Source organism: Streptomyces sp. NRRL S-455 (assembly GCF_000717875.1).
Taxonomy (GTDB): Bacteria; Actinomycetota; Actinomycetes; order Streptomycetales; family Streptomycetaceae; genus Streptomyces.
In genome coordinates, this window is record NZ_JOCT01000006.1 from 26,183 (window position 1) to 45,717 (window position 19,535).

The window sequence follows — 19,535 nt, forward strand, 5'->3', positions numbered from 1 at the left end:
CCCGCCCTCGTACCGGGTCACACCAGTGAGCGCCGTGCCCCCCGGGCCAGGGCGGCGGCCTCGCCACGTGAATCGACCTTCAGCTTCTCCAGAATGTTGCGGACGTGGTACTTCACGGTGTGTTCGCTGATCTGCAGCGCTTCGGCGATGTTCCGGTTGCGGTGTCCCTCGGTGATCTGCTCGAGAACCTGCAGTTCGCGCGGGTTCAGGGCATGCAGGGCGTCGGCCGACGGGGCCTCCCGGGCGGTAAGCGGCAGTTCGACGGTGATGTGCGTGCCCCAGCCCGGCACCGCGTCGAGGGCCACCTCGCCGCCGAGCGACGCGACCCGGTCCGCGAGCCGGTGCATGGTGAGCGCGTCCGCCGCGAGCCCTCCGGGCCCGTCGTCCCGGAGGGAGATCAGCAGCCCGGCACCGGTGAGTTTCCACTGGACGCGGATACGGCCGATCCCGTCCTGTTCCAGCATCAGCAGCACGCCGCCCCGTGCGACAGCACGCGCGGCATGGGCGATGTCGCTGGGAAGCAGGCGCGTTCGCAGACCGGGATCCGGAGGAACGAGCTCGAGGGTCACCTCGCTGTATCTGGTGAGAGGGGCGAGACGTTCTTCAAGGCGGGCGAAGGCCCCTTGCCCGGTCTCCTCGGTGAGGGACCGGTCGAGATCTCCGGCGGCGCGCAGCTCGATGAGCGCGGAGACCGCGATGTCCGCGGCCGTACGCCGGGCGGCTGCGTCGTCGAGCGTGCGGGAGCGCAGCGCACCGAGGAGCGCGGACAGCGCCGCCGTGTGCGCGTCGGTCAACTCGGCGATGACCCTGGCCCGTTCCTGGGCTGCTATCCGGTTCCCGGCCAGCGGGACGGGGTGGGCCTGCGCCGCGTACCCGGACAGCTGAAGCGAGATGATGTCCCACAGCTGCTGCACCAACTGCCGGGTGCCCGGGGCCGGTTCGTGGCCGTCCGTCATCACGACGGCCAGCAGCGCCCCGGAGCGCTGATGCGGGGCGGAGGCCACGGACAGCACGCGGCGCTCCTCCCCACCGATGAGGGCGACGGCGAAGCGCGGCATACCGACGTCCACCGCGCCGGCCAGCCGGGCCAGTTCCGCGCTGGAAATCCGGTCGGCGACACCTGGCTCACCGACCCTGCGCATCGGCGAGCGCGAGCAGTCACCCGTGAGGACGGCCAGCGCCCGGTGCGGCAGCGGCCCGGAGAGGACCGCGGACAGCCGCTCGGCGGTGCCTTCCGGCGGCACCTCGAGTACGGATTTCGCGGCGCCGAGCACCTGCGCCGGGTCCGACCAGTCACCAGCTTCCATGACCACCCACCCTAATGAGCGTTCGCCGCCATCGGCCTGCTCTTTCGAGCAGTCCGTTCCGGCCGGAATGACGGGTACCTGCCGCACTCCCTGGCGCAAAGCTGGACCCATCGCATCCACCTGTGGAGGAGTAAGACCCGTGAAAGCACTTGTCGCCCCGTCCTACGGCCCGCTGGACCAGCTCGTCGTCACCGAAGTGCCCGATCCCCGTCCGGGCCCCGGTGAGCTGCTCGTACAAGTGGAAGCCGCGGGCCTGAACCCTCTGGACGGCGCCCTGGTGACCGGCGCGATGCGCGCCATGATGCCGGTCGAGCACCCCTTCGTCGTGGGCATGGACGCCGCCGGAGTCGTGAAGGCCGTCGGCGAGGGCGTCGCGGGCTACGAGATCGGCGACGCCGTGGTGGCCTACACCCACTTCCACCCGGGCACCATCGCCGAGTACACGACGGTCGCAGTGGGCCCGAACGTGGCCAAGCGGCCAACGGGCCTGGACGCGGTGCGCGGTGCCGCGCTGCCCGCCACCTCCCTGACCGCCGAGTGCAACATGGCGGCGGCCGAGGCCGAGGCCGGCCGGACGATCCTGATCATCGGGGCCACCGGCGGCGTCGGTTCCTTCACCGTGCAACTGGCGGCGCAGGCGGGTCTGCGGGTGCTGGCCACGGCTGCGCCCGCCGACGCCGATTACGTGCGCTCCCTCGGTGCGCACGACGTCATCGACTACACCTCGACCGATCCGGTGAAGGAGGCCCAGCGGCTGGCCGGCGGACGGCTGGACGTCGTACTGGATCTCGTCAATCGCGGTCCCGCCCTCCTGGACACGGCGGACGCGGTCAAGGACGGCGGTCGGCTGCTGTCCACACTGATGGGCCCAGAGACCTTCGACCGCGACATCACCGTCGTGTACGTGCGGATGTCGGCGCCCGAAGGGAAGCTGCAGCGTCTCGCCGAGCGCGTCGCCGCGGGCACCCTGTCCGTCGAGGTCGCGGCCACCTACCCCCTGGACGACGCCCCCAGGGCCCTCGCCGAGTTCGCGTCGGGCCGGTACTCACGGGGCAAAGTCGTCGTCACCGTCTGACCCGTCCACGGCTCCAGCCATCCTTCCCGGTCCGGACACGCTGCTCAACACGTACTCGGAGAAGGAGTTCATCAGCACGCCGCGCACTGCCCATGAACGTGGTGCAGTTGATCCAAGTGCATTTGCTTTTGGGCCTCTATCCGAGCGCATCCCGCAAGGGCACGGACAAGCCTCTCGACCGACCTGGCCACCGGCTTCTCGCCCCAACACCCGTTGCCTCACCCTCCCGCAGCCCTGCCGCTCCGGGCACGGTTCTGCCGCACGGCGAGAGCGGCCTCCGCCGGTGCCCCCAAGATGGCTGCCGACGGCGGGCGACCCAAGTCCGTCCGCCGCCATGCTGCCGGCACTGGGCTGGGGCCGCCTCCTGCACCACCGGTTCGCGGGCCAGGCGGTCAAGGCTCGGCGCCACGATGCCCTGGGCCTTCTTCTCCTCGACCCACAGCAGGGCGATGGCCAGCTCGGCCGGCCAGGCGGGAGATGCGGCAGCTCCGCTGCGTGAGGGCTTGTACCAGTAGATGGTGTCCTGGTTGAGGGGGCGGTGGAGACCAGGCTGGCGCGTGACAGGCCGGGACGCTTCCAACCGTTCCTCAGCGGACTTTGGCGGCTCTCTTAAGGCTTCTTGAAGATGGCCTTCGAACGCATGTCTCTGCCCTGGCCGGGTCTTAGGCTCTCGAACACCCCCCACAGGTCCGGTGGCTGCGATCGCGGCCACCGGACACGGGGCCGAGTCAGCCGACCGACAGACCGAGGTGTCCTGCATGGGTTCCCGCCGAGCCACTCGCTCGTCCCGCTTCCACGCCCGCCCCCGCGGTGGGCCGAAGACGCGCGGTCGCGCGCTGGCCATGGGAGCCGTCGCTGCGATCGCAAGCGTCGGGATCACCGTGGCCGTCGTCAGCGGCGAGGACGGTGACGCGTCAGACCGGGTGGTCGCGAACAGCACGGACAGGACGCCGGGCGCCGGGGACCCCGCTGGCAGTGCGGCGCCGCTCGCCTCTGCTTCGGCCACCCCGAGCACTACGGCGAGCAGTTCGCCGAGCGCGAAGGCGAAGGAGAAGCGGAAGCAGTCGGCGAGCCCTACCCCGCGTGCACGGAAGACGACTGTTCCCGCGTCGAAGGCACCCGCGGGGACGACGGCGAAGGGCAGCGGCGGCGGGGCGGCGAGGGGTTCCGGCGGCGTGCGGTCGGGCAGCACCGGATCGGGCTCCGGGTCGGGTTCTGAGTCTGGTGGCGGACCCGAGGGCCAGGTGCTCGCGATGGTCAACAAGGAGCGGGCCGCGGCGGGATGCTCGCCGGTCACGGCGAACGACCGACTTACCCGGGCCGCCGACGACTACAGCGACGTCATGGCGAGCAGCGGCGTGATGTCCCACACCGGCCCCGACGGCTCGACGATGACGACCCGGGTCGAGGCCGCGGGGTACCAGTGGTCGACCCTGGGCGAGAACATAGCCCGGGGCCAGGCGGACGCAGCCTCGGTGATGAAGTCCTGGATGAACAGCCCCGGACACCGCGCGAACATACTCAACTGCTCCTTCAATGAGCTGGGCGTGGGCGTCCACTTCGGCGACGGCGGCCCCTGGTGGACGCAGAACTTCGGCGCCGGTCGCTGACCCCGGTCACCGCACCCCGCCGCCGGCCCCGCCCGCGTCAGCCAGTACGAACGACACCCTCACCCGGGCGCCGCCCAATGGCGCCCGGGTGATCGTCAGTTCGCCGTCCGCCGCCCGGGAGGCCCGGGCCACGATGTCCAGGCCCAGCCCTGTCGAGCCTCCGACGCTCACACCCCGCGTGAGCGCTGCGTCGGGGTCCGCCACGCCCGGTCCCGCGTCGTCGACCGTGAGGAACACGTGCCGATCAGCCCGCTCCACGCGCACGGCGAAGGCGGTGCCCTCCGGGGTGTGCCGGAAGACATTGCCGATGAGGGCATCGACGACGGCCGCGAGGTCATCCTCGGTGAAGGCGACGGGCACCAATCGCGGCGTGAGGGAGCGCTCGTGGGGTCGTCCTTGCTTGGCAGCGAGGACCGACCAGAAGTCCAGGCGCATGGCGACCACCTCGGCGACGTCGCAGGCCTTCGCCGCGCCGGCCGCCGCACGGGCCGACTGCGCCGACGCCAGCGGTGTACGGGCCGCGGCGATGATCGAGTCCAGTTCGCTCTCCAGTTGGCCGGCCGCCTCCGCGACCCGCCGGGCGCTGGGTGTCGACCCCATCCGGTCGGCCTCCAGGTAGAGAGCCGTCAACGGGGTGCGCAACCGGTGTGAGAGGTCGGCGACCAGCTCGCGTTCCACGGCGAGCAGGTCGAGGACGCGGTCGGCCATGGTGTTGAACGCCGCACCGGCCTCCTGCAGTTCGGGCGGGCCGTCGGGCTCGACACGAACGTCCAGGTCGCCGGAGCCGAGCGCCAGTGAGGCGCGCTTGAGACTGCGCGATGACCTGACGACGCGGGCGCCGAGCCGGTCGGCGACCAGTACCGAGCCGCCGACCAGACCCAGCGCGAGCAGCGCCATGACGCCCCAGGACGCGGCCACGCCCCGGGTGAGGTCTGCGGCGGGCACGAAGGCTTCCACGACCGCGACCCGGTCGCCCTGCAGGACGACGGGCTGGAGGTAGACCCAGCCGCCGGCGGTGTCCACGGCTAGCGTCTCGCGCCCGCGCACGGCCCGGTCGAGCGCGTCCCTGGGCGCGTGCGGGGTGCCGACGAAGCCGCCGTCGGGCAGACGTACGACGAGCTGGTCGGAGGAGCCGAGCTCGGCGGCGGCCTGCTGCACGTCGGTGCGCCGGGTGGTGAGGGCGAGTACCGGAGACAGGGCGGACGCCCGCTGCTCGGCGGCCGTGGTGGCCCGGTCCCGTGCCTGTTCGCGCACGAGGAGGGCGAGGGGGATGAGGAAGGACAGGGCCACCATCGAGGTGACGGCCAGGGCGATCCCGGCGAGGGCACGTCTCATGGCGAGCTGACCAGCTTGATGCCCAGGCCGCGAACCGTGCGCAGATAGCGGGGCTTTCGCGCCTTCTCGCCCATTTTGCGGCGGAGCGCGGAGAGGTGGACGTCGACCGTCTGGTCCTCGACGTACGGCTGCTGCCACACCTCGGCGAGTATGCGCTGCCGGGTGACGACCTGGTCGGCGTGGGCGGCGAGGTAGGCGAGCAGATCGAATTCGCGGCGGGTCAGGGGCAGTTCCCGGCCGGCCAGGTGCGCGGTGCGCGCGGTCGGGTCGATGCGCAGGTCTGCCACCTGCAGGACGGGCCGCCGGGCCGCCTGTACGTCAGCGGGCACGGACCGGCGCAGCACGGCGGCGAGCCGGGCGGCGAGCTGGCCGCCGGAGAACGGCTTGACCAGGTAGTCGTCGGCCCCCGCGTTGAGCAGCCGGATGATCTCGCTCTCGTCGTCACGGGCGGTGGCGACCAGGACCGGCACGCGGGAAATGCCCCGGATCATGCGCAGCACGTCGAGGCCGTCGAGATCGGGCAGCCCCAGGTCCAGCACCACGATGTCCGGGGGGCTCTGGGTGATCTCGCGCAGCGCCTCGAAACCCTGGTGGGTGGTCCTGACCGCGTAGCCGTGCCCGGTCAGGACCTCGATCAGCGCGGCCCGGATGACGGGGTCGTCCTCGACGACAAGTACAGAGGCCATGAGCAGGCACGTTAGCCGGTGCGTCACTATGGTGCCGTGTCCCGCCTCCTGCGCTACCTGTTTATATGGCTGGCCTGCACGGCAGCCAGTGTCACCGCTGTCATCCTCACGATTCACTTCGTGGTGGGGTCGACCCGGCCGACCGCGCCGGTCGCGCAGTCCGCGCCGAGTGAGCCTCTGAAGTCCCCGCGGCCCAGCCCCACCACCGCGAAGCCCTCCCCGAGTCCGTCGGCGAGCAGCCGCAGGCCCGGCCCCCCGCCCCGAAGCAGCCAGCCGGCGACCGATCCCAGCCCGACGCCCACGCCGACACCCTCGGCCCGCACCAGTACCCCTGAGGCGCCGACTGGCGCGGACGGCTCGGGGTGCCAGGAAGGCGGCGCCGGTGTCTACACGGTGCCGTCCGAGGGCGGCAAGGCCACCGTGCGGTTCGGCGACGACGCGGTGTGCCTGATCTCGGCGGTTCCGAACCGGGGGTTCACGGTGAGTACGAGCCGCACAGAGGCGCAGACGCTCGCGGTGACGTTTTCGGCGAGCCGCCACCGGTCGGAGATCACCGCCACGATCCAGCCGCAGAGCCGGGCCGACGTCCGCGAGGTGTCGTGGTGACGCCCCCCTAAGTGAACAAACCTTGGTCGTTCGGGCTCGTCCTGAAGAGGTGAGGACACCGAACATGATTCCGTTACGGCCGGACCGCGAACTGACAACGAGCCCATGTGGCTGGGCAAGGCCAGAGAACTCCGGCGTGAGGCCGACCGCCTGGAGGCCGTTGCCCGAAGTATGTGTGCCGGGGCAAGCTCACATCGCACAACTGCGCTCAGGAGATCGATGACCGCCCCGCGTTCCCTACGGAGCCCCCGTGTGATGTGCGCGCCCCCTCCGCCTACTACCGGTTGACGGACCGCATGCCTGCCTCGTCGTACCGTTCACCGGCCGCCTCGGGCAGCTCCGCCTCGATGCGGGCCAAGTCGTCCTCCGCCAGGTCGATGTCGACGGCGGCGGCGTTCTGCTCCAGATAGGTGCGACGCTTGGTACCCGGGATCGGCACCAGGTCCTCGCCCTGGGCCAGCACCCAGGCGATGGCCAGCTGAGCCGGCGTCACGTCCTTCTCGGCGGCGATCTCCTTCGCCGGTTCGTGGGTGGTGGCGGTCGCGGAGGTCACCGGTGCGGCTCGCGTGCATCCACGCCCTGCTCCGCACCTGCCCCAGGAAGACTCAGCCCCTCGCCGGTTTCGTCCCCGCCGCCGACCTCTGGTCTGACGCCTCCCAGGAGCCCGTGCCACGCTCGCCCCCCCGCTCAGGCCAGGAGGACATCCTCACCCGCCGTCACAGGGACGATCTGCTCGGCCGACGGCGCCTTGGCCTTCACCGGCGTCCCGAAGTTCGACAGCGTCATCGTCGTCATGGCCTTCACACCGCCGAAACAGGACAGCCGGACCTGAACGGCGCGTCCCTTCCCATCGACCCACACGTCCGCATAGACGGGCATGTCGTCGCCCAGCTTATCGCGCAGGTCGTTCAGCCCTCGCTTCGTCTCCGCCGTCATCCGGAGCGTCGCGGTGGCGTGGTCGATCGTGCCCCGGTAGTGCATCGCAGGGGCGCCATTCACCTGTTCCTTGCCCTCGTTCGACACCTGCCGCATCGCCTTCACTTGGCGCAGCAGGTGCTCCGGGTCATTCAGCGGCGCCCGCAGGAAATAGCGGGTGAGTGCCTCGCTGCGGACGGCCGAGGCCCACCTGTCCTCGCCCAACTCCCGCGAAGCCCGCACATAGACAGTGTCGCCGACAAAGACCTCCTCGACGGGGTCCATGCCACTGTCCTCGAAATCCACCGTCAGCCGGCCCCTGTCACCTGCCAAGTCGAACGCGCCGGCGATCGTGAACACGTACGTTCTGGGGCTGTCGGCAGACTTCAGCTCGATCTTCTCGTCCACGCGGGCGCTGTCCGCGCTCGTCCTCTCGATCGCGGCACGCACGGCCGCCCCGTGATCCATACTCTTCTCCGCACTCTCCTCCGCGTCACTGTCCGCACCGCCGGAACAGGCGGTGCACAGCAGGAGGACAGCAGCGGAGAGGAGGTGGGCGCGGCGCATGAACTCTCCGGGGAATCGGAACTGCGGCAGGGTGGAGCCCGAGAGGGCCTGTAGATCGTCGCACGAAAACGGTTGCAGGGCCCCAGAATTTCGGCCTTGAAGCCCTGTCCCGTCAGTCGGAGGTCGCCGCCGCCCCGTTCCCTCATCCAGTCGGCGTGTCTGGAAGAGGTGGTACTCAACGTCCACCAGGGCGGTGCCTGGAGGTGCTGGCCCTGAGGGCCTTGCCCGCATCGGTGTTCTGCCTGGCATTGACCATGCGGCAATCAGCTTCGGGTTGGTCACCGTGCCGGTCTCCGTGGCCAGTGCTACCGAGGACCACTCGATGCGGTTCGACCTACCACCTGGAGGACATGGGTTCTCTGGGGGTAACCGTGTGGCGCGAGGCGAGTGGAAGCCAATTTGTGCAGCTCGGCGCACGTGTGGGCGACATGTCGTGTGCAACACGTGTGGCACAAGTGCTGAGAGCGATGGTGACGATCATTGGCCCACGGTGCCGCCGTTGGACGGATTCACGGCGACAGCCTTAAAGAACGTGTAGTGGAAGGTTCCATCGGCCTGCGCGGTGCGGTACAGGTCCGTGATCCCGCGATCCCATTGGGCCGCGGTCGTGAGCCCAGCGGTCAGTGCCTCATCCCGGACGGATTCAACCATGGCGATGAATGTGTTGCGGGTGAAGCCGTCGACCAGTGCGGGCCGGGTCTGGTCGGCGTAGACCGTGCGAGGACGGACCACGATGTTGTCGTATCCGGCCCGGGTCAGCAGCGGTTGCAACTGTCGGCCGATCAGGGCATTCCCGCCGGCGACTGACTGCAGCTGGACCTGGCATTCGATCACTGCTTGGGCGTACTCGCTGTCGGGATGGAAAAGCGCCGAACCGTGATCCCCTTCGACCACGGTGATGGTGCCGTCAGGCCGCAGCACGCGCCGCAGTGCCGCCAGCGCTCGCCGGGGGTCCGCAAGGTGCTCCAGGACGAAACAGACGAAGACATGGTCGAACTCCGCGTTGGGGAAAGGGAGTTCTGCCAGATCAGCGTGATACCACTCCACATCCGCCCCTGGCGCCTGGGCAGCGACACGGGCACGGGCCTGTGCAAGGGAATCAGCGGAGTGGTCGACAGCGGTGATGCGCGCCCCGGGGCTGGCTTGGGCCAGGTGGACCGTCTGGGCGCCAACCCCGCAGCCGATCTCCAATACCCGGCTGCCAGCCGGATAGGCCGTGCCCGCATGCACCAACGCCGCCAAAGTGTCCGCCTGGTCGCCGAGCCGAGCCGCCTCGCGTTCGGAGTACCCGTGCACGTAGCCGGCCGTCGCTCTCGCTTCAGGAGATGCCATCGCTGTATCCATACGGCCACCCTGCTGCGACTATGGTCCGATGAACAGGTCCAATCGACGCCCACCTGACCAGTCCATAGTCTCCGGGTCTGATTTCCTCCAGCTGAACATCCTTGATGCGCCGGTGGGCAAGCGATCCGACTGGCTGGCCCAACAGCTTCGGCTCGCGATAGCGGATCGCCGTTTGCCGATAGGGAGCAAGCTGCCGGCCACCCGCGTTCTGGCCGGCGAGCTGCGGGTGTCCCGTGGCGTGGTCACGGAGGCATACCAACGGCTGATCGAAGACGGGCACGCGGCAGGACACGGGCGCAACGGAACGATCGTCGTCGCCGCTCCCGCCGCGCCACCGGAAGCGCCCCAGGCCAGGCCGGTGGCTTCGCCGCCGCCGGGTGCGTTGTTCGCCGCCGTACCCGGCGCGGACATCTTCGACTCGATGCGAGCGGCACCCGCCCGGATTGATCTGTCGCCGGGCACGCCTGACCTTGCCGCGTTTCCGCGATCTGCTTGGCTGCGCGCCGAACGCTCCGCACTATCGAGCCTCTCGGCGTCCGACCTCGGGTACGGAGACCCGCGCGGGACACCTGCGTTGCGTCACGCCATTGCCCACTGGCTTGCCCGCAACCGCGCGATCAGGGTGGATCCAGACGACATACTCATCGTCGCCGGCACCGCCCAAACACTCAGTCTGCTCGGCCAGGTGTTGCGCGACCACGGCATCTCCGCGGTGGCCGTGGAGGACCCGGGATCACTCGGGGCCCGCCAGCACCTGCACAATCAGCGGTTGGACACTCCGCCGGTCCCGGTCGACTCCCAAGGCGTGCGCGTCGACGTCCTGCGCGACGCGGCCGCTCGAGCGGTCTTACTGACTCCCGCGCACCAGTTCCCGACCGGAGTGGTGCTCAGCGGGGCACGGCGTCGTGAACTGATGTCCTGGGCCTCCGAAAACGACGGACTGATCATTGAGGACGACTACGACGCCGAGCACCGCTACGACCGGCCTCCGGTCCCTGCCCTGCGATCCGTACTCCCCGACCACGTCTGCTACGCCGGGAGCGTATCCAAGCTCCTCGCCCCCGCACTGCGCATCGGCTGGGTCCTTGTACCGCCGGAATACCGAGATGCTCTGGTAGCCGCCAAACGGTTCGCCGACCTGGGCAACGCCGCACTGCCGCAGCTGGTGCTCGCTCAGTTCATGGAATCAGGTGAGATGGAGCGTCAGTTGCGGCTCCTGCGCACACGCCACCGCCGTCGCCGGGACACCATGGTCGATGCGATCAGAACCCACCTTCCAGATGCGGAGGTACACGGCGCCGCAGCGGGCCTGCACCTGATGATCTCCTTCGACGCCGAGTTCGCCGACACCGACCTCGCTGCCGCCGCGCTTGCGCAGGGAGTGAAGGTGCAGCCACTGTCATGGCATAGCCAACACCCACCACGCCCCGGGCTGGTCCTCGGCTACGCAGCGAGCACGCCCACCGCCATCAGCGAAGGTGTGGCAATCCTCGGTGACGTCCTGCGGCACCTGCTCTGAAGCAGCGGCCGATCGCCCGACAGACCCGGACCGCCTCGCGTGCTGAGACCCGGGCCGGTGACCGCCTCAGCCTCGTTGGTTCAGCGCTCTGGTCAGGTCCCAGCCGGGCCGTCACCGACCTCCGGGAAGCGGCGGCCGAAGTGGTTTCCTGCGCGTGGCCCTCTGCACAGACGACGGCCGGCAGGACGAGCTGAGTGGACCCCGAGCGTTTCACCTCGCCCTGCCCGCCGGCGGCCGGGTGCTGGTGACCGGCTGATGGGCCAAGGCCCGGCCGGCGGTCGAGCACGCCGAGCTCAACGCCATGGTCGAGCGGTGGGATGCCGAGGACGACCGCCGCATCCGGTCGCGGCCCCGGACGATCGGCGAGTACTTCACCGTCGAACGCCCGCTGTTGCAGCCGTTGCCGGACGAGCCGTTCGAGGCAGGCCGGCTGTTCAGTCTCCGGGTGGACCGATACGCGCAGGTCAGTGTCCGTACGAACCGCTACTCGGTGCCCGTGGGGCTGATCGGCCGCACTGTTGCACACGGAGCTCCCGGGGCGTCCAACAGATCAGCCACCTAGGAACGTTCCTAGGTGGCTGATCTGGTGTTTCTCTGTCGGGGTGGCGGGATTTGAACCCACGACCTCTTCGTCCCGAATTAGGCCCTGGAAGATCGCCGACCTGTGAATCATGCCAAAGATGCAGGTCAGAGTGTCGGGATGTGTCGGTCTCCGGCGGCACTCCGGGGTCGTTGTCTCAAGATCGTCTCCAGGATTTCTCCATGGAGGCATGGCAACGCTGGGTGGGTTCGCTGCCTCTGCCGTCCGCGCGCCAACCTGCGCCGTAGTAGACGGCTGGCGGGCGATCAAGACCGACCCGATATCCGTCTACCGCTACTGCTCACGCAGCGCACCGGCGACCTCGCTGCCGGCTTCGCGTATGGCTGCGGCCACCTCTAGGAGAGCACTAGCAACGGCAGCCAGCCCGTACCCGAGAGCCTTCTCCTCGTACTCGATCGCCCTGTCTGATCGCCGATCGGCCATGTTTTCGTTCACACCTGGCAAGGTCCACTCCAAACTCGGCGCCATCATGACCTCGCATCTCTACCTCCGTCGGATGGCAGCCACTCACTCCCGCTGAGGGATGGCCGGATGTCGCAGCGTGGCGCTGTGCTTCTCCGGCCCGCTGCACGGCATGACCCCGCCCTTTGCCCCTTCAAACCTACGAACAGGCAGTTAATCCAATCGAGTCAACATCTATGCAAAATCCTCTTCTCGATGTAAAATGGCCGCCTTAGCTTTATAAGCTACGCGAAGATATAAGGGGGAAGCATGAAAGTTCCGCAGAATGCCTTGCTGCCCCAGTATGAACGCCAAACCGATTATTTCGACTATTTCGGAGGCGTGGAGCAGCAGGTTCAGGAACTTCAAGATAAGAAGCTAAAGGCTGGCTTGCAGAAGACGTATCTGCTCGAAACCGTCGATAGCGGTAGGCCGTCCGATCGACCCCCAGTCCCTCAGATTTTTGAACGAAGTAACCTGAAGGCAGTACCTCTAAAACACGACTCTGACACCTACCTGATTGCGACTGACGCCGGCGAGCACGTCGCCTTGCTCGAAGAGGTAGACTCCCGCTATCTCGCGCTATACACCCTCCTGCCGTCCAACCAATCAGATCAATTGGTCCATTCGGCTGTATCAGTGAATCCTTTCTTGGATCACCTTTGGCTCTCGTCTCAGAGTTTCCTGTCTCTCTGGTCTCAGGTGCTGAGTAACAATAGCGGCAGGAGATACGGGAAAATTACCTTCGAGCACGAGTCGGTGTACGATGCGCCGGAGGCTGAAGAGGGAGAATATCTACCCGAAGAGAGGCGCGCGTCGCGCTTCACGATGGTAGACCGAATTGAAGTCATCAATCAAAAGATGAACCCGCTGCAAGAGCAATATTCGCCTCTCGCGTCGATCACGCAATTGCGTATCCCGGGACAAGGGCGAGGCGGGCACGATCTTTATTTTGATGGGAAACTGACCAATCGAAGTGACTCCTTCTCCGATCACCGAGCGACGCTTTATGGCGTGACCGATCTCTATCGGGCACTCACGAAGCGAGTCGAACAACAGCTTTGGTTGTCAGGGGCAGGAGCGCTCGGTGAATCCGGGTTCGGATCCGTAGCTGAGATCATTTTCAGTAAGAGCTTGCCTGAAGACGTCTTCAAGCGCTGGATAATCAACCTGTTCAATAATCGCCGAAATCGGTTCCGTATCACGGGATACCCCACGTGGCTCAGTGACACGAAGGTACATGCCAATGCGATTGACCAGCACCTATGGCAGCCTCTCGTCCTCGAACTGACTCAGGATCGAGTCGTCGCTGTCCTACCGCATGGGACGTGCGGAAACTCTATCAACCGTCTGGTTTCAAATATTCAGCGTTTCATTGATCCGAAAGTGAAAGCTTATATCGGGGACACGGAATACGGTGCCCTGATCGAGGATGTGGCGGTTTAAGGCCAGGGGGGCCCTTGCTTACACGCGATCCAGTGTTCCAGGTAAATTCGTGCCTCTGGCTCGTAACCAGATCTGCGCCTGTCGAGAACGGTAGTCGCCCGTACTACGACGTTGGCTATAGGTTGCGTTCCCTCGGCGCCAAGCTGGCTTTCAACGCCGCACTTCGGCCAAAGTTGGTTGAGCTGGGATTAGGTGCTAACCCGCCGGAGCCAGATGTCCTCCTGCACCACATCAGTTCAGGTGACCATCTCGTCCTGGAATGCAAGACAACTAGCTTTGGTGCCGAGTCTTCAACAACCAAGCAAGCGCGAAAACTGCTGATATCTTGCTTTGACGCCAACTCGGCACTTGGAGTGAACGGTCATGCGATTGTTGCGTACGTACTGGCCAAAGAGGATTGCGAGCGCCAGCTTGACGCATTGCGTGACATAGCAGCAGAAGTATCTGAGCAAGGATTCAATGTTGCCATCTACGGAACTTTGGGCCTTGAGATTGATGATAAGGGCCTTTGGGCGCACCTGACGTTGAGTGAAATCCCGGAGCAGGACCATGCTCGATCGATCTTGGGCCCTGTACTCATTGCCTCTGGCGCATCCGGCGATGCTCGCCCCTTGTACTTCATTCCGTTCGATCCGACCACGGACGAGAATCAAACGCCGGATGAACGGCTCTACTGCCGCAAGATCCTCACAGAGCGATTCTACCTAGCAGGTGTCGCAGTGATCGGGCAGGCAGAGGTTCCTGACTGCCTCGTCATAAAAGCAGATACTCTCTTCCGTGAGGCAACCTACGGCTTTTCGGATAAATGGCACGCTAAAGAGTTGGTAGGCCTGAAGAGCAAATTGATCCACGGAATGGCGACCATTCTCAACAAGAAGTCACTAAAGGGGAAGGTTGTTGCCTCAAGCGTTAGTCTTGAACTGCGGCTTGGTGATGAAGAAGATCGTCAGACGGCAATCAGTCTTCTGTTGAGAGCCAACTCCGAACAGCTGGCTCTCAACACTTTGAGTGGACAGATCGACATGGACAACCCTGAGTCGTGAGAGTGGTCTGATCTTGGTCCGGGGGGGGGGCAGCCAGTCAGTCTGGGCGCTCATCGTGGCATGAAGCCAGGCTTCTGGTCAGCAAGTGAGCGTAGCCGCGCGAGGTAGTCCTGCGCCCGGTTCGGAGCCGTACCGTCGCCGTATCTCCGCGGCGAGTTCGCGGCTGGTCATAATGTGCGACGGTACCGACTGCCGGTCCCCTTCGAGGGCGCGTTCGCCCATGATGAGCGCTTGTTCCAGGTCGCCCTCACGGGCCGCCGTAACGCCAAGCGTGACGCGAGCTTCTGCGCCCACGCCTTGGCCTCGTGGGCTGCGAGCTGTACGGCTACGCCGTGGTGCTGCGGGAGCTGGAGGTCATGGGCGTACATCCTGCGCCGAAGCTCTGGAGTTCCTCAACTTACCTTCGGGAATCAGCACCTGCGGCGGTACCTGATGTCCCGCCTCTGAGCAGGGGGAGAGCGGTCGGCAACTGTCGTCGTCTGTCGTCGTCGGCTGCCCTCGGACGGCCCACAGACGGCCCCGGCTGTACCAGGGCCGTCTGGGTCTTGTTGAGGCTCAGCCCCCTCAATGCGAACTACGGGCTGGGAAGTTGCTGAGGTCTACTCAACTGGTCAGGTCACTGATGGCAGCCGTTGAGAGTCACCTACGGTCGGGGTGGTTGCTGTACTTCGTAGCTGCACCGGCCGCTGCGAGACAGAGCGCGAGGAACGTTGCTGCATCTGCGTACGCACCGACAATCTCGGCCCACGTCGGCGAAGCGAGCACGACTACGACGATGACCGTGATCACTGCGAGTTGCTGACGCGGGTTTGACACGCAGCGCTCGGCAAGGGGCAAACTCATGTCTGAGCCTCCGGGTTCAGTGGCCCACCTGCCGCTCGGCCTGCCAGCATGCGCGGTCAGGTGGGCTCCGTTGTGACCAGACCGATGCTAGCCGGCGCTAAGGGTGCGTCCTGCGTGGTGCGATCACTCTCGGATCATTCGTCCACGACCACGGATACCGGGCGTCATGGGTAATGCTAGAAGAGATTGCATTACGGAGAGTTGTATGCCCCCCAGGTCATATACCGGCGAGTAATATAACGTAGGGTGTTGGCTGATTTTCGCCTCCGCCTGCTTCGCGCGCAGACCTGCGAGGGTCTGGTCACGATCAACTCGGCTCGGGCACCTGCTGGGACGGGATGCTTGCTCCGGCCCCGTCCCTTGTCTCCTGGATGAGGGACCGAAGGGCGCCGGGCGTGGGCCACGGCGCGCGGCGGTGGATCATCCGGTGGCAGTTGGCGCAGATGAGGGCGAGATCACTGAGCTTGGTCCGCCCCTCGCCTGCCTCGTGCAAGGGCACGACGTGATGGCACTCGATGTATCCGGCGCCCCGCGGACCGTACGTCGCCTCGAAGTCGAAGCCGCATGCCTCGCAGGACAGCCGGCGGCCCTGGCGCAGGACGGCAGCAATCTTCCTCTTACGCAGTCCCTTGTCCCGCTCGCGGCTCTTGTGGCGGCGTATCAGCAACCTGCCCTCGGGCGCGCTGTAGTCGTCTTCCTCCTCGGCCTCCGGCGGTAGGGCCTGGAATTCACCTGCGGTGAGGCCATCCCTGATGTGCTGGGCCACCTTCGCCATGTCGGCCGGCCGGGCAAGGAAGTCGTTCAGGACCTCGACATCGAGCGCGTTGCCGTTCGTGGGCTTCCCGCGGTAGTCCGGGTGTCGGCACGTGATGTCGACGGTCTTGCGAGCCACGCTGTTGGCGTTCCGGAACCGATCGGTACGCACTTCTGCAGGGTGGATCGGCATGGCCTGAAGGAGTGCAGACAGCTCGATTACGCGTGGGTCGTTGTACTCCAGTCGCTTCCAGCCGTTGGCCATCGCCAGATCGCAGGCAAGGATGATCTCGTCCCGCGTCCAGTCGGGATCTCGGGACGAACGGATTACGAAACCGAGTCGGGCAAGCCACCTGGCGGCGTGCGACCTTCCCCCGCTCAACTCATCCGACTCCAGCGCTCGGCCTTGATCGAACTTGTGGGCCACCCCGGCAATGGCCTTCGAGTCGTACGTTCGGTCCTCGTGTAGAAGGAGGTACCCCGTCGCCGGCTTGTACCCGTACTCGGCCAGGAACCGCTCACGGCCCCAATCGTCGTACTCGGCTATGGCCTTGAGAACACCATCTCGGCTGATCGCACCTTTGCGCATGACGGAAGGGTAGGCATCACCACTGACAGCCCGTTAGACGTCCACCCTCCTCAACCACCACTCCGTGGGGCGGCCCAACTCGAAATGCGAGATCAGAGACCCGGACAGAGTGTCCGGGTCTCCTCGCTCTCAGCCCCTCACGCTCGTACTAGCTCGGGTAGTGGTCAAGGCCCGCTACCCGCCCCATCACCGGCTCTGTACCGTGAAACCGGCCCCTCACAACCAGCAGGAGGCAGCACGCAATGCGTGGTCTCGGAGATCACCTCAGCATCGGCGAGCGGATCGCGTTCTACCGCAAGCGTCGGGGCTACACGCAAGAGGTCTTGGCTGGACTGGTCGGCCGAAGCACCGACTGGTTGGCGAAGATCGAAACAGGGCGTCGGAAGCCGCCCCGTATCGACATGCTTGCCGAGCTGGCGCGCATCCTGCGCGTGCCCCTCGGGGACCTACTCGGTCAGACCGTGCTCATGGAGGACGAGAGGCAGCAGGACGACGTTCCCGCCGTGCGCGATGCGCTCATGAGCCCGCGACGGCTGTCGCGCTTGCTCTTCGGCCCCGAGGCTGAGGTACAGCTCCCGACCCCCGCCCCCGTGGCCGTGCGCGTGGAGCAGGCATGGAACGACTACCAGGGAGGGCTGCTCGGAAGCGTCATCGCGGCCCTTCCGGCGCTGCTACAGACCGCGCAAGAGCTGGAGGAGCGAGCGGCACGCCGTGGCGACGACCGGAGCGAATGCTGGGCCGTGTCGGCTCGCACACACCACCTGGCGGCAACGACCCTCGCAAAGATCGGTGAGTCGGACATCTCATGGCTTGCTGCCGAGCGCGCGATGCGGGCCGCTGACGAGTCGGACGACCCGCTCGTTCTGGCATCGGCCGCGCGTTCCGGCACGCACGCTCTGCTGGCCAACGGTCGGTATGACGACGCGCTGGAACTGGGCAACACGGCCGCCGCATGGCTGGCGTCGCAGGTCAACGAGAACGACCCGGCAGCGCTGAGCCTGCTGGGCATGATCCACCTGCGCGCCGCTGTAGCGGCCGCTCGTCACCAGGACCGCCCCACCGCGACGGGCCTGCTGAACCGAGCCGAGGAACTCGCGGACGATCTCGGGTCGGATGAGAACTACTGGCAGACCGGTTTCGGGCCCACGAACGTGCTGCTTCACCGCCTGTCCGTTGAGCTGGATCTCGACAACGTCTCGTACGTGGTGGAGAACGGACGGATCAACGTCGACCACATGCCGCAGGAGCGCAGCGTCTCGCACCGGATCGACTACGCGCGCGCCCTCTCGCTCGCCGGACAGGGTGATGAGGCGTTCACGGCGCTCCGAACGGCTGAGCGCACGTCGCCTCAGCTCGTACGCAACAATCCCAGGGTGCGCGAGACGCTCCGGGACCTGATCAAGCAGTCTCCGGTTACCGGTGGCTCGCGTTCATCCGAGGTGTTCGTGATGGCTCAGCGGTGCAGGGCGGTGCAGTGAGTTCAGGCAGGCGTGGAGTGCTCGGGGTCGTCGGTTCTGCGGCCGGAGGCGTAGAGGCACTGCGTACCGGTCTCGTAGGGCCCGCGATGGATCGCGGGTGGCAGGTGGCCGTCACGCTCACGCCGACTGCGGGTCAGTGGCTGCGGCTCAGCGGCGAGGTTGAGCGGCTGGAGAAACTGACCGGCCTGCCCGTGCGCGATGAGCCGCGGCTTCCCGGTGAGACCCGACCACACCCGCCGGTTGACTGCTACGTGGTCGCGCCCGCGTCGGCCAACATGGTCGCCAAGCTGGCCACCGGCCTCATGGACAACCAGGCTCTGACGCAGGTAGGCGAGGCTATCGGCACGCTCGGGTTGCCTGTCGTCGTCTTCCCGAGGGTGAACGCGGCGCACGCTCGCCATCCGGCGTGGCAACGCCACATCGACACCCTTCGGGAGGGAGGCGTGCACGTTGTCTACGGCCCGGAAGTGTGGTCGCTGTACGAGCCGCGAGAAGCGCCGGCGGGGCGCGCACTCCCGTGGTCAGCTGTACTGGATGCGGTGGACGCGGCAACCCAATGACGAACCGTCAACCCTCCTGACCTGCAAGGAAAGAGGACCCGGACAGACTGTCCGGGTCCTCGGCCGTTCCGGGCCACATCCTCATTGGCATGCCAGGGATCAATGAGCAAAGCGGCGAGCTGGAAGGCATGACTCCCGCCGAACTCGCTTTAATCAAAGCGAGTTTGAGCGAAGCCCGCGCCAAGGTCGAACGACTGCTGAGGCGCGCGGACGAACTCACGGCGACGGTGGAGTCTCGCTACCCACAAGCCGCTCAAGGCGATCAAGGCGCTCGCCAAGTAGGCGCAGGGCGTCATGAATCGTGCTGAGTTCTGCGGCCAGGGCGGTGAACGCCGGGCTACTGCCCGGCTCGCTGCCGAGGGGCACAGAAGGATCGCGGACGAACGTCCCGCGGCCCTGCTGAGTGAGAACCAGCCCCTCGTCACGGAGCTGACCGAACGCGCTCTGAACAGTCATGAGCTGCACGCCAAGTTCCTTGGCGAGCTTGCGAGCGGCTGGGAGCTGGTCGCCCGGCTCGTACTCGCGATCAGGGCCCGCGATCTTCTCGCGGAACTCCGCCGCAATCTCCTTGGCCGTGGGCGTCTGCTTGGGCGCTTCGGGGCTCTGGTCCATGGCATCGAGAGTAACCGGACCTAGGTCAATCTCTGATCCTCCGACGGACCCTCTTGACAGGCAGATTGACCTAGGTCAATCTGAAGTCACGCCGAAACGGGCGGCCCGAAAGGGCTTCACCCGTGACGGCGCTCGACAACTCCACAGCGTGATCCACCGCAGATACGACGGCCGTGACGACTCCGGCCGAGGCGAGTGGAGACCA

The 19,535-nt window shown here is 66.6% G+C and carries 18 protein-coding genes; 9 read left to right on the forward strand and 9 right to left on the reverse strand.

Features of this window, described 5'->3' with window-relative positions; genetic code table 11:
• Positions 1-17 precede the first annotated feature (17 nt).
• Positions 18-1,307, reverse strand: coding sequence for a helix-turn-helix transcriptional regulator (locus tag IE97_RS0110710; protein WP_030235562.1), 1,290 nt, complete (start codon positions 1,305-1,307; stop codon positions 18-20).
• Between the two features lie 139 nt (positions 1,308-1,446).
• Here IE97_RS0110710 and IE97_RS0110715 point away from each other — a divergent pair, with 139 nt between their 5' ends.
• Both IE97_RS0110715 and IE97_RS43725 read left to right on the forward strand, forming a co-directional pair.
• Entirely contained in the window at positions 1,447-2,382 is a 936-nt protein-coding gene (locus IE97_RS0110715) for an NADP-dependent oxidoreductase (RefSeq protein WP_030235564.1), read from the forward strand.
• A 1,253-nt stretch (positions 2,383-3,635) separates the two neighbouring features.
• Positions 3,636-3,992, forward strand: a complete 357-nt coding sequence (locus tag IE97_RS43725) for a CAP domain-containing protein (RefSeq protein ID WP_420706075.1) — start codon at positions 3,636-3,638, stop codon at positions 3,990-3,992.
• 6 nt (positions 3,993-3,998) lie between these two features.
• On the opposite strand, the gene IE97_RS0110725 is transcribed toward IE97_RS43725, so the two are convergent.
• The 3 genes from IE97_RS0110725 to IE97_RS42865 form a co-directional block, all read right to left on the reverse strand.
• Complete coding sequence (locus IE97_RS0110725; RefSeq protein ID WP_030235567.1) at positions 3,999-5,327, reverse strand: sensor histidine kinase; 1,329 nt, start codon at positions 5,325-5,327, stop codon at positions 3,999-4,001.
• Positions 5,324-6,013, reverse strand: a complete 690-nt coding sequence (locus tag IE97_RS0110730; protein WP_030235570.1) for a response regulator transcription factor — start codon at positions 6,011-6,013, stop codon at positions 5,324-5,326. Before IE97_RS0110730 ends, IE97_RS0110725 begins: the two co-directional genes overlap by 4 nt.
• A gap of 113 nt (positions 6,014-6,126) precedes the next feature.
• Entirely contained in the window at positions 6,127-6,315 is a 189-nt protein-coding gene (locus tag IE97_RS42865) for a hypothetical protein (RefSeq protein WP_234331798.1), read from the reverse strand.
• A gap of 91 nt (positions 6,316-6,406) precedes the next feature.
• Between IE97_RS42865 and IE97_RS0110740 the strand changes: the two genes are divergently transcribed.
• On the forward strand, positions 6,407-6,619 hold the full coding sequence (locus IE97_RS0110740) for a hypothetical protein (protein WP_030235579.1): 213 nt from the start codon (positions 6,407-6,409) through the stop codon (positions 6,617-6,619).
• A gap of 277 nt (positions 6,620-6,896) precedes the next feature.
• Here IE97_RS0110740 and IE97_RS42870 read toward each other — a convergent pair whose 3' ends face one another.
• From IE97_RS42870 to IE97_RS0110755, 3 genes are all read right to left on the reverse strand, one after another.
• Entirely contained in the window at positions 6,897-7,292 is a 396-nt protein-coding gene (locus IE97_RS42870; RefSeq protein ID WP_234331799.1) for an aldo/keto reductase, read from the reverse strand.
• 14 nt (positions 7,293-7,306) lie between these two features.
• Positions 7,307-7,942: an LppX_LprAFG lipoprotein gene (locus IE97_RS0110750; protein WP_234310697.1), complete on the reverse strand. Its 636-nt coding sequence runs from the start codon at positions 7,940-7,942 to the stop codon at positions 7,307-7,309.
• A 636-nt stretch (positions 7,943-8,578) separates the two neighbouring features.
• A complete protein-coding gene (locus IE97_RS0110755; protein ID WP_037844201.1) occupies positions 8,579-9,433 on the reverse strand; it encodes a methyltransferase domain-containing protein in 855 nt (284 codons plus the stop codon).
• Positions 9,434-9,473: 40 nt separating this feature from the next.
• Between IE97_RS0110755 and IE97_RS0110760 the strand changes: the two genes are divergently transcribed.
• The 4 genes from IE97_RS0110760 to IE97_RS42030 all read left to right on the forward strand — a co-directional run bounded on the left by IE97_RS0110760 (position 9,474) and on the right by IE97_RS42030 (position 14,495).
• Positions 9,474-10,964: a PLP-dependent aminotransferase family protein gene (locus tag IE97_RS0110760; protein WP_030235590.1), complete on the forward strand. Its 1,491-nt coding sequence runs from the start codon at positions 9,474-9,476 to the stop codon at positions 10,962-10,964.
• Positions 10,965-11,265: 301 nt separating this feature from the next.
• Entirely contained in the window at positions 11,266-11,526 is a 261-nt protein-coding gene (locus IE97_RS0110765) for a Mu transposase domain-containing protein (RefSeq protein WP_030235594.1), read from the forward strand.
• A 750-nt stretch (positions 11,527-12,276) separates the two neighbouring features.
• A complete protein-coding gene (locus tag IE97_RS42025) occupies positions 12,277-13,452 on the forward strand; it encodes a hypothetical protein (protein ID WP_158708267.1) in 1,176 nt (391 codons plus the stop codon).
• A gap of 122 nt (positions 13,453-13,574) precedes the next feature.
• Positions 13,575-14,495: a hypothetical protein gene (locus IE97_RS42030; RefSeq protein WP_158708268.1), complete on the forward strand. Its 921-nt coding sequence runs from the start codon at positions 13,575-13,577 to the stop codon at positions 14,493-14,495.
• A gap of 1,150 nt (positions 14,496-15,645) precedes the next feature.
• Here the strand turns inward: IE97_RS42030 and IE97_RS0110775 are convergent.
• On the reverse strand, positions 15,646-16,680 hold the full coding sequence (locus IE97_RS0110775) for an HNH endonuclease (protein WP_030235601.1): 1,035 nt from the start codon (positions 16,678-16,680) through the stop codon (positions 15,646-15,648).
• A gap of 242 nt (positions 16,681-16,922) precedes the next feature.
• On the opposite strand from IE97_RS0110775, the gene IE97_RS0110780 reads away from it, so the two are divergent.
• Together IE97_RS0110780 and IE97_RS0110785 are read left to right on the forward strand one after the other, a co-directional pair.
• Complete coding sequence (locus IE97_RS0110780) at positions 16,923-18,158, forward strand: helix-turn-helix domain-containing protein (RefSeq protein WP_030235605.1); 1,236 nt, start codon at positions 16,923-16,925, stop codon at positions 18,156-18,158.
• A gap of 17 nt (positions 18,159-18,175) precedes the next feature.
• The gene (locus IE97_RS0110785; protein ID WP_030235609.1) at positions 18,176-18,718 is read left to right on the forward strand and encodes a flavoprotein; all 543 of its coding nucleotides are present in this window, start codon (positions 18,176-18,178) and stop codon (positions 18,716-18,718) included.
• A 216-nt stretch (positions 18,719-18,934) separates the two neighbouring features.
• Here IE97_RS0110785 and IE97_RS0110790 read toward each other — a convergent pair whose 3' ends face one another.
• On the reverse strand, positions 18,935-19,330 hold the full coding sequence (locus IE97_RS0110790; RefSeq protein WP_030235613.1) for a GntR family transcriptional regulator: 396 nt from the start codon (positions 19,328-19,330) through the stop codon (positions 18,935-18,937).
• Positions 19,331-19,535 lie beyond the last annotated feature (205 nt).

Coding starts and splice junctions, on each gene's coding strand:
- IE97_RS43725 (WP_420706075.1), top strand. CDS start 3,636: ATGGTCAACAAGGAGCGGGCCGCGGCGGGATGCTCGCCGGTCACGGCG.
- IE97_RS0110730 (WP_030235570.1), bottom strand. CDS start 6,013: ATGGCCTCTGTACTTGTCGTCGAGGACGACCCCGTCATCCGGGCCGCG.
- IE97_RS0110775 (WP_030235601.1), bottom strand. CDS start 16,680: ATGCGCAAAGGTGCGATCAGCCGAGATGGTGTTCTCAAGGCCATAGCC.
- IE97_RS0110760 (WP_030235590.1), top strand. CDS start 9,474: ATGAACAGGTCCAATCGACGCCCACCTGACCAGTCCATAGTCTCCGGG.
- IE97_RS0110725 (WP_030235567.1), bottom strand. CDS start 5,327: ATGAGACGTGCCCTCGCCGGGATCGCCCTGGCCGTCACCTCGATGGTG.
- IE97_RS0110790 (WP_030235613.1), bottom strand. CDS start 19,330: ATGGACCAGAGCCCCGAAGCGCCCAAGCAGACGCCCACGGCCAAGGAG.
- IE97_RS0110780 (WP_030235605.1), top strand. CDS start 16,923: ATGCGTGGTCTCGGAGATCACCTCAGCATCGGCGAGCGGATCGCGTTC.
- IE97_RS42025 (WP_158708267.1), top strand. CDS start 12,277: ATGAAAGTTCCGCAGAATGCCTTGCTGCCCCAGTATGAACGCCAAACC.
- IE97_RS0110755 (WP_037844201.1), bottom strand. CDS start 9,433: ATGGCATCTCCTGAAGCGAGAGCGACGGCCGGCTACGTGCACGGGTAC.
- IE97_RS0110710 (WP_030235562.1), bottom strand. CDS start 1,307: ATGGAAGCTGGTGACTGGTCGGACCCGGCGCAGGTGCTCGGCGCCGCG.
- IE97_RS0110765 (WP_030235594.1), top strand. CDS start 11,266: ATGGTCGAGCGGTGGGATGCCGAGGACGACCGCCGCATCCGGTCGCGG.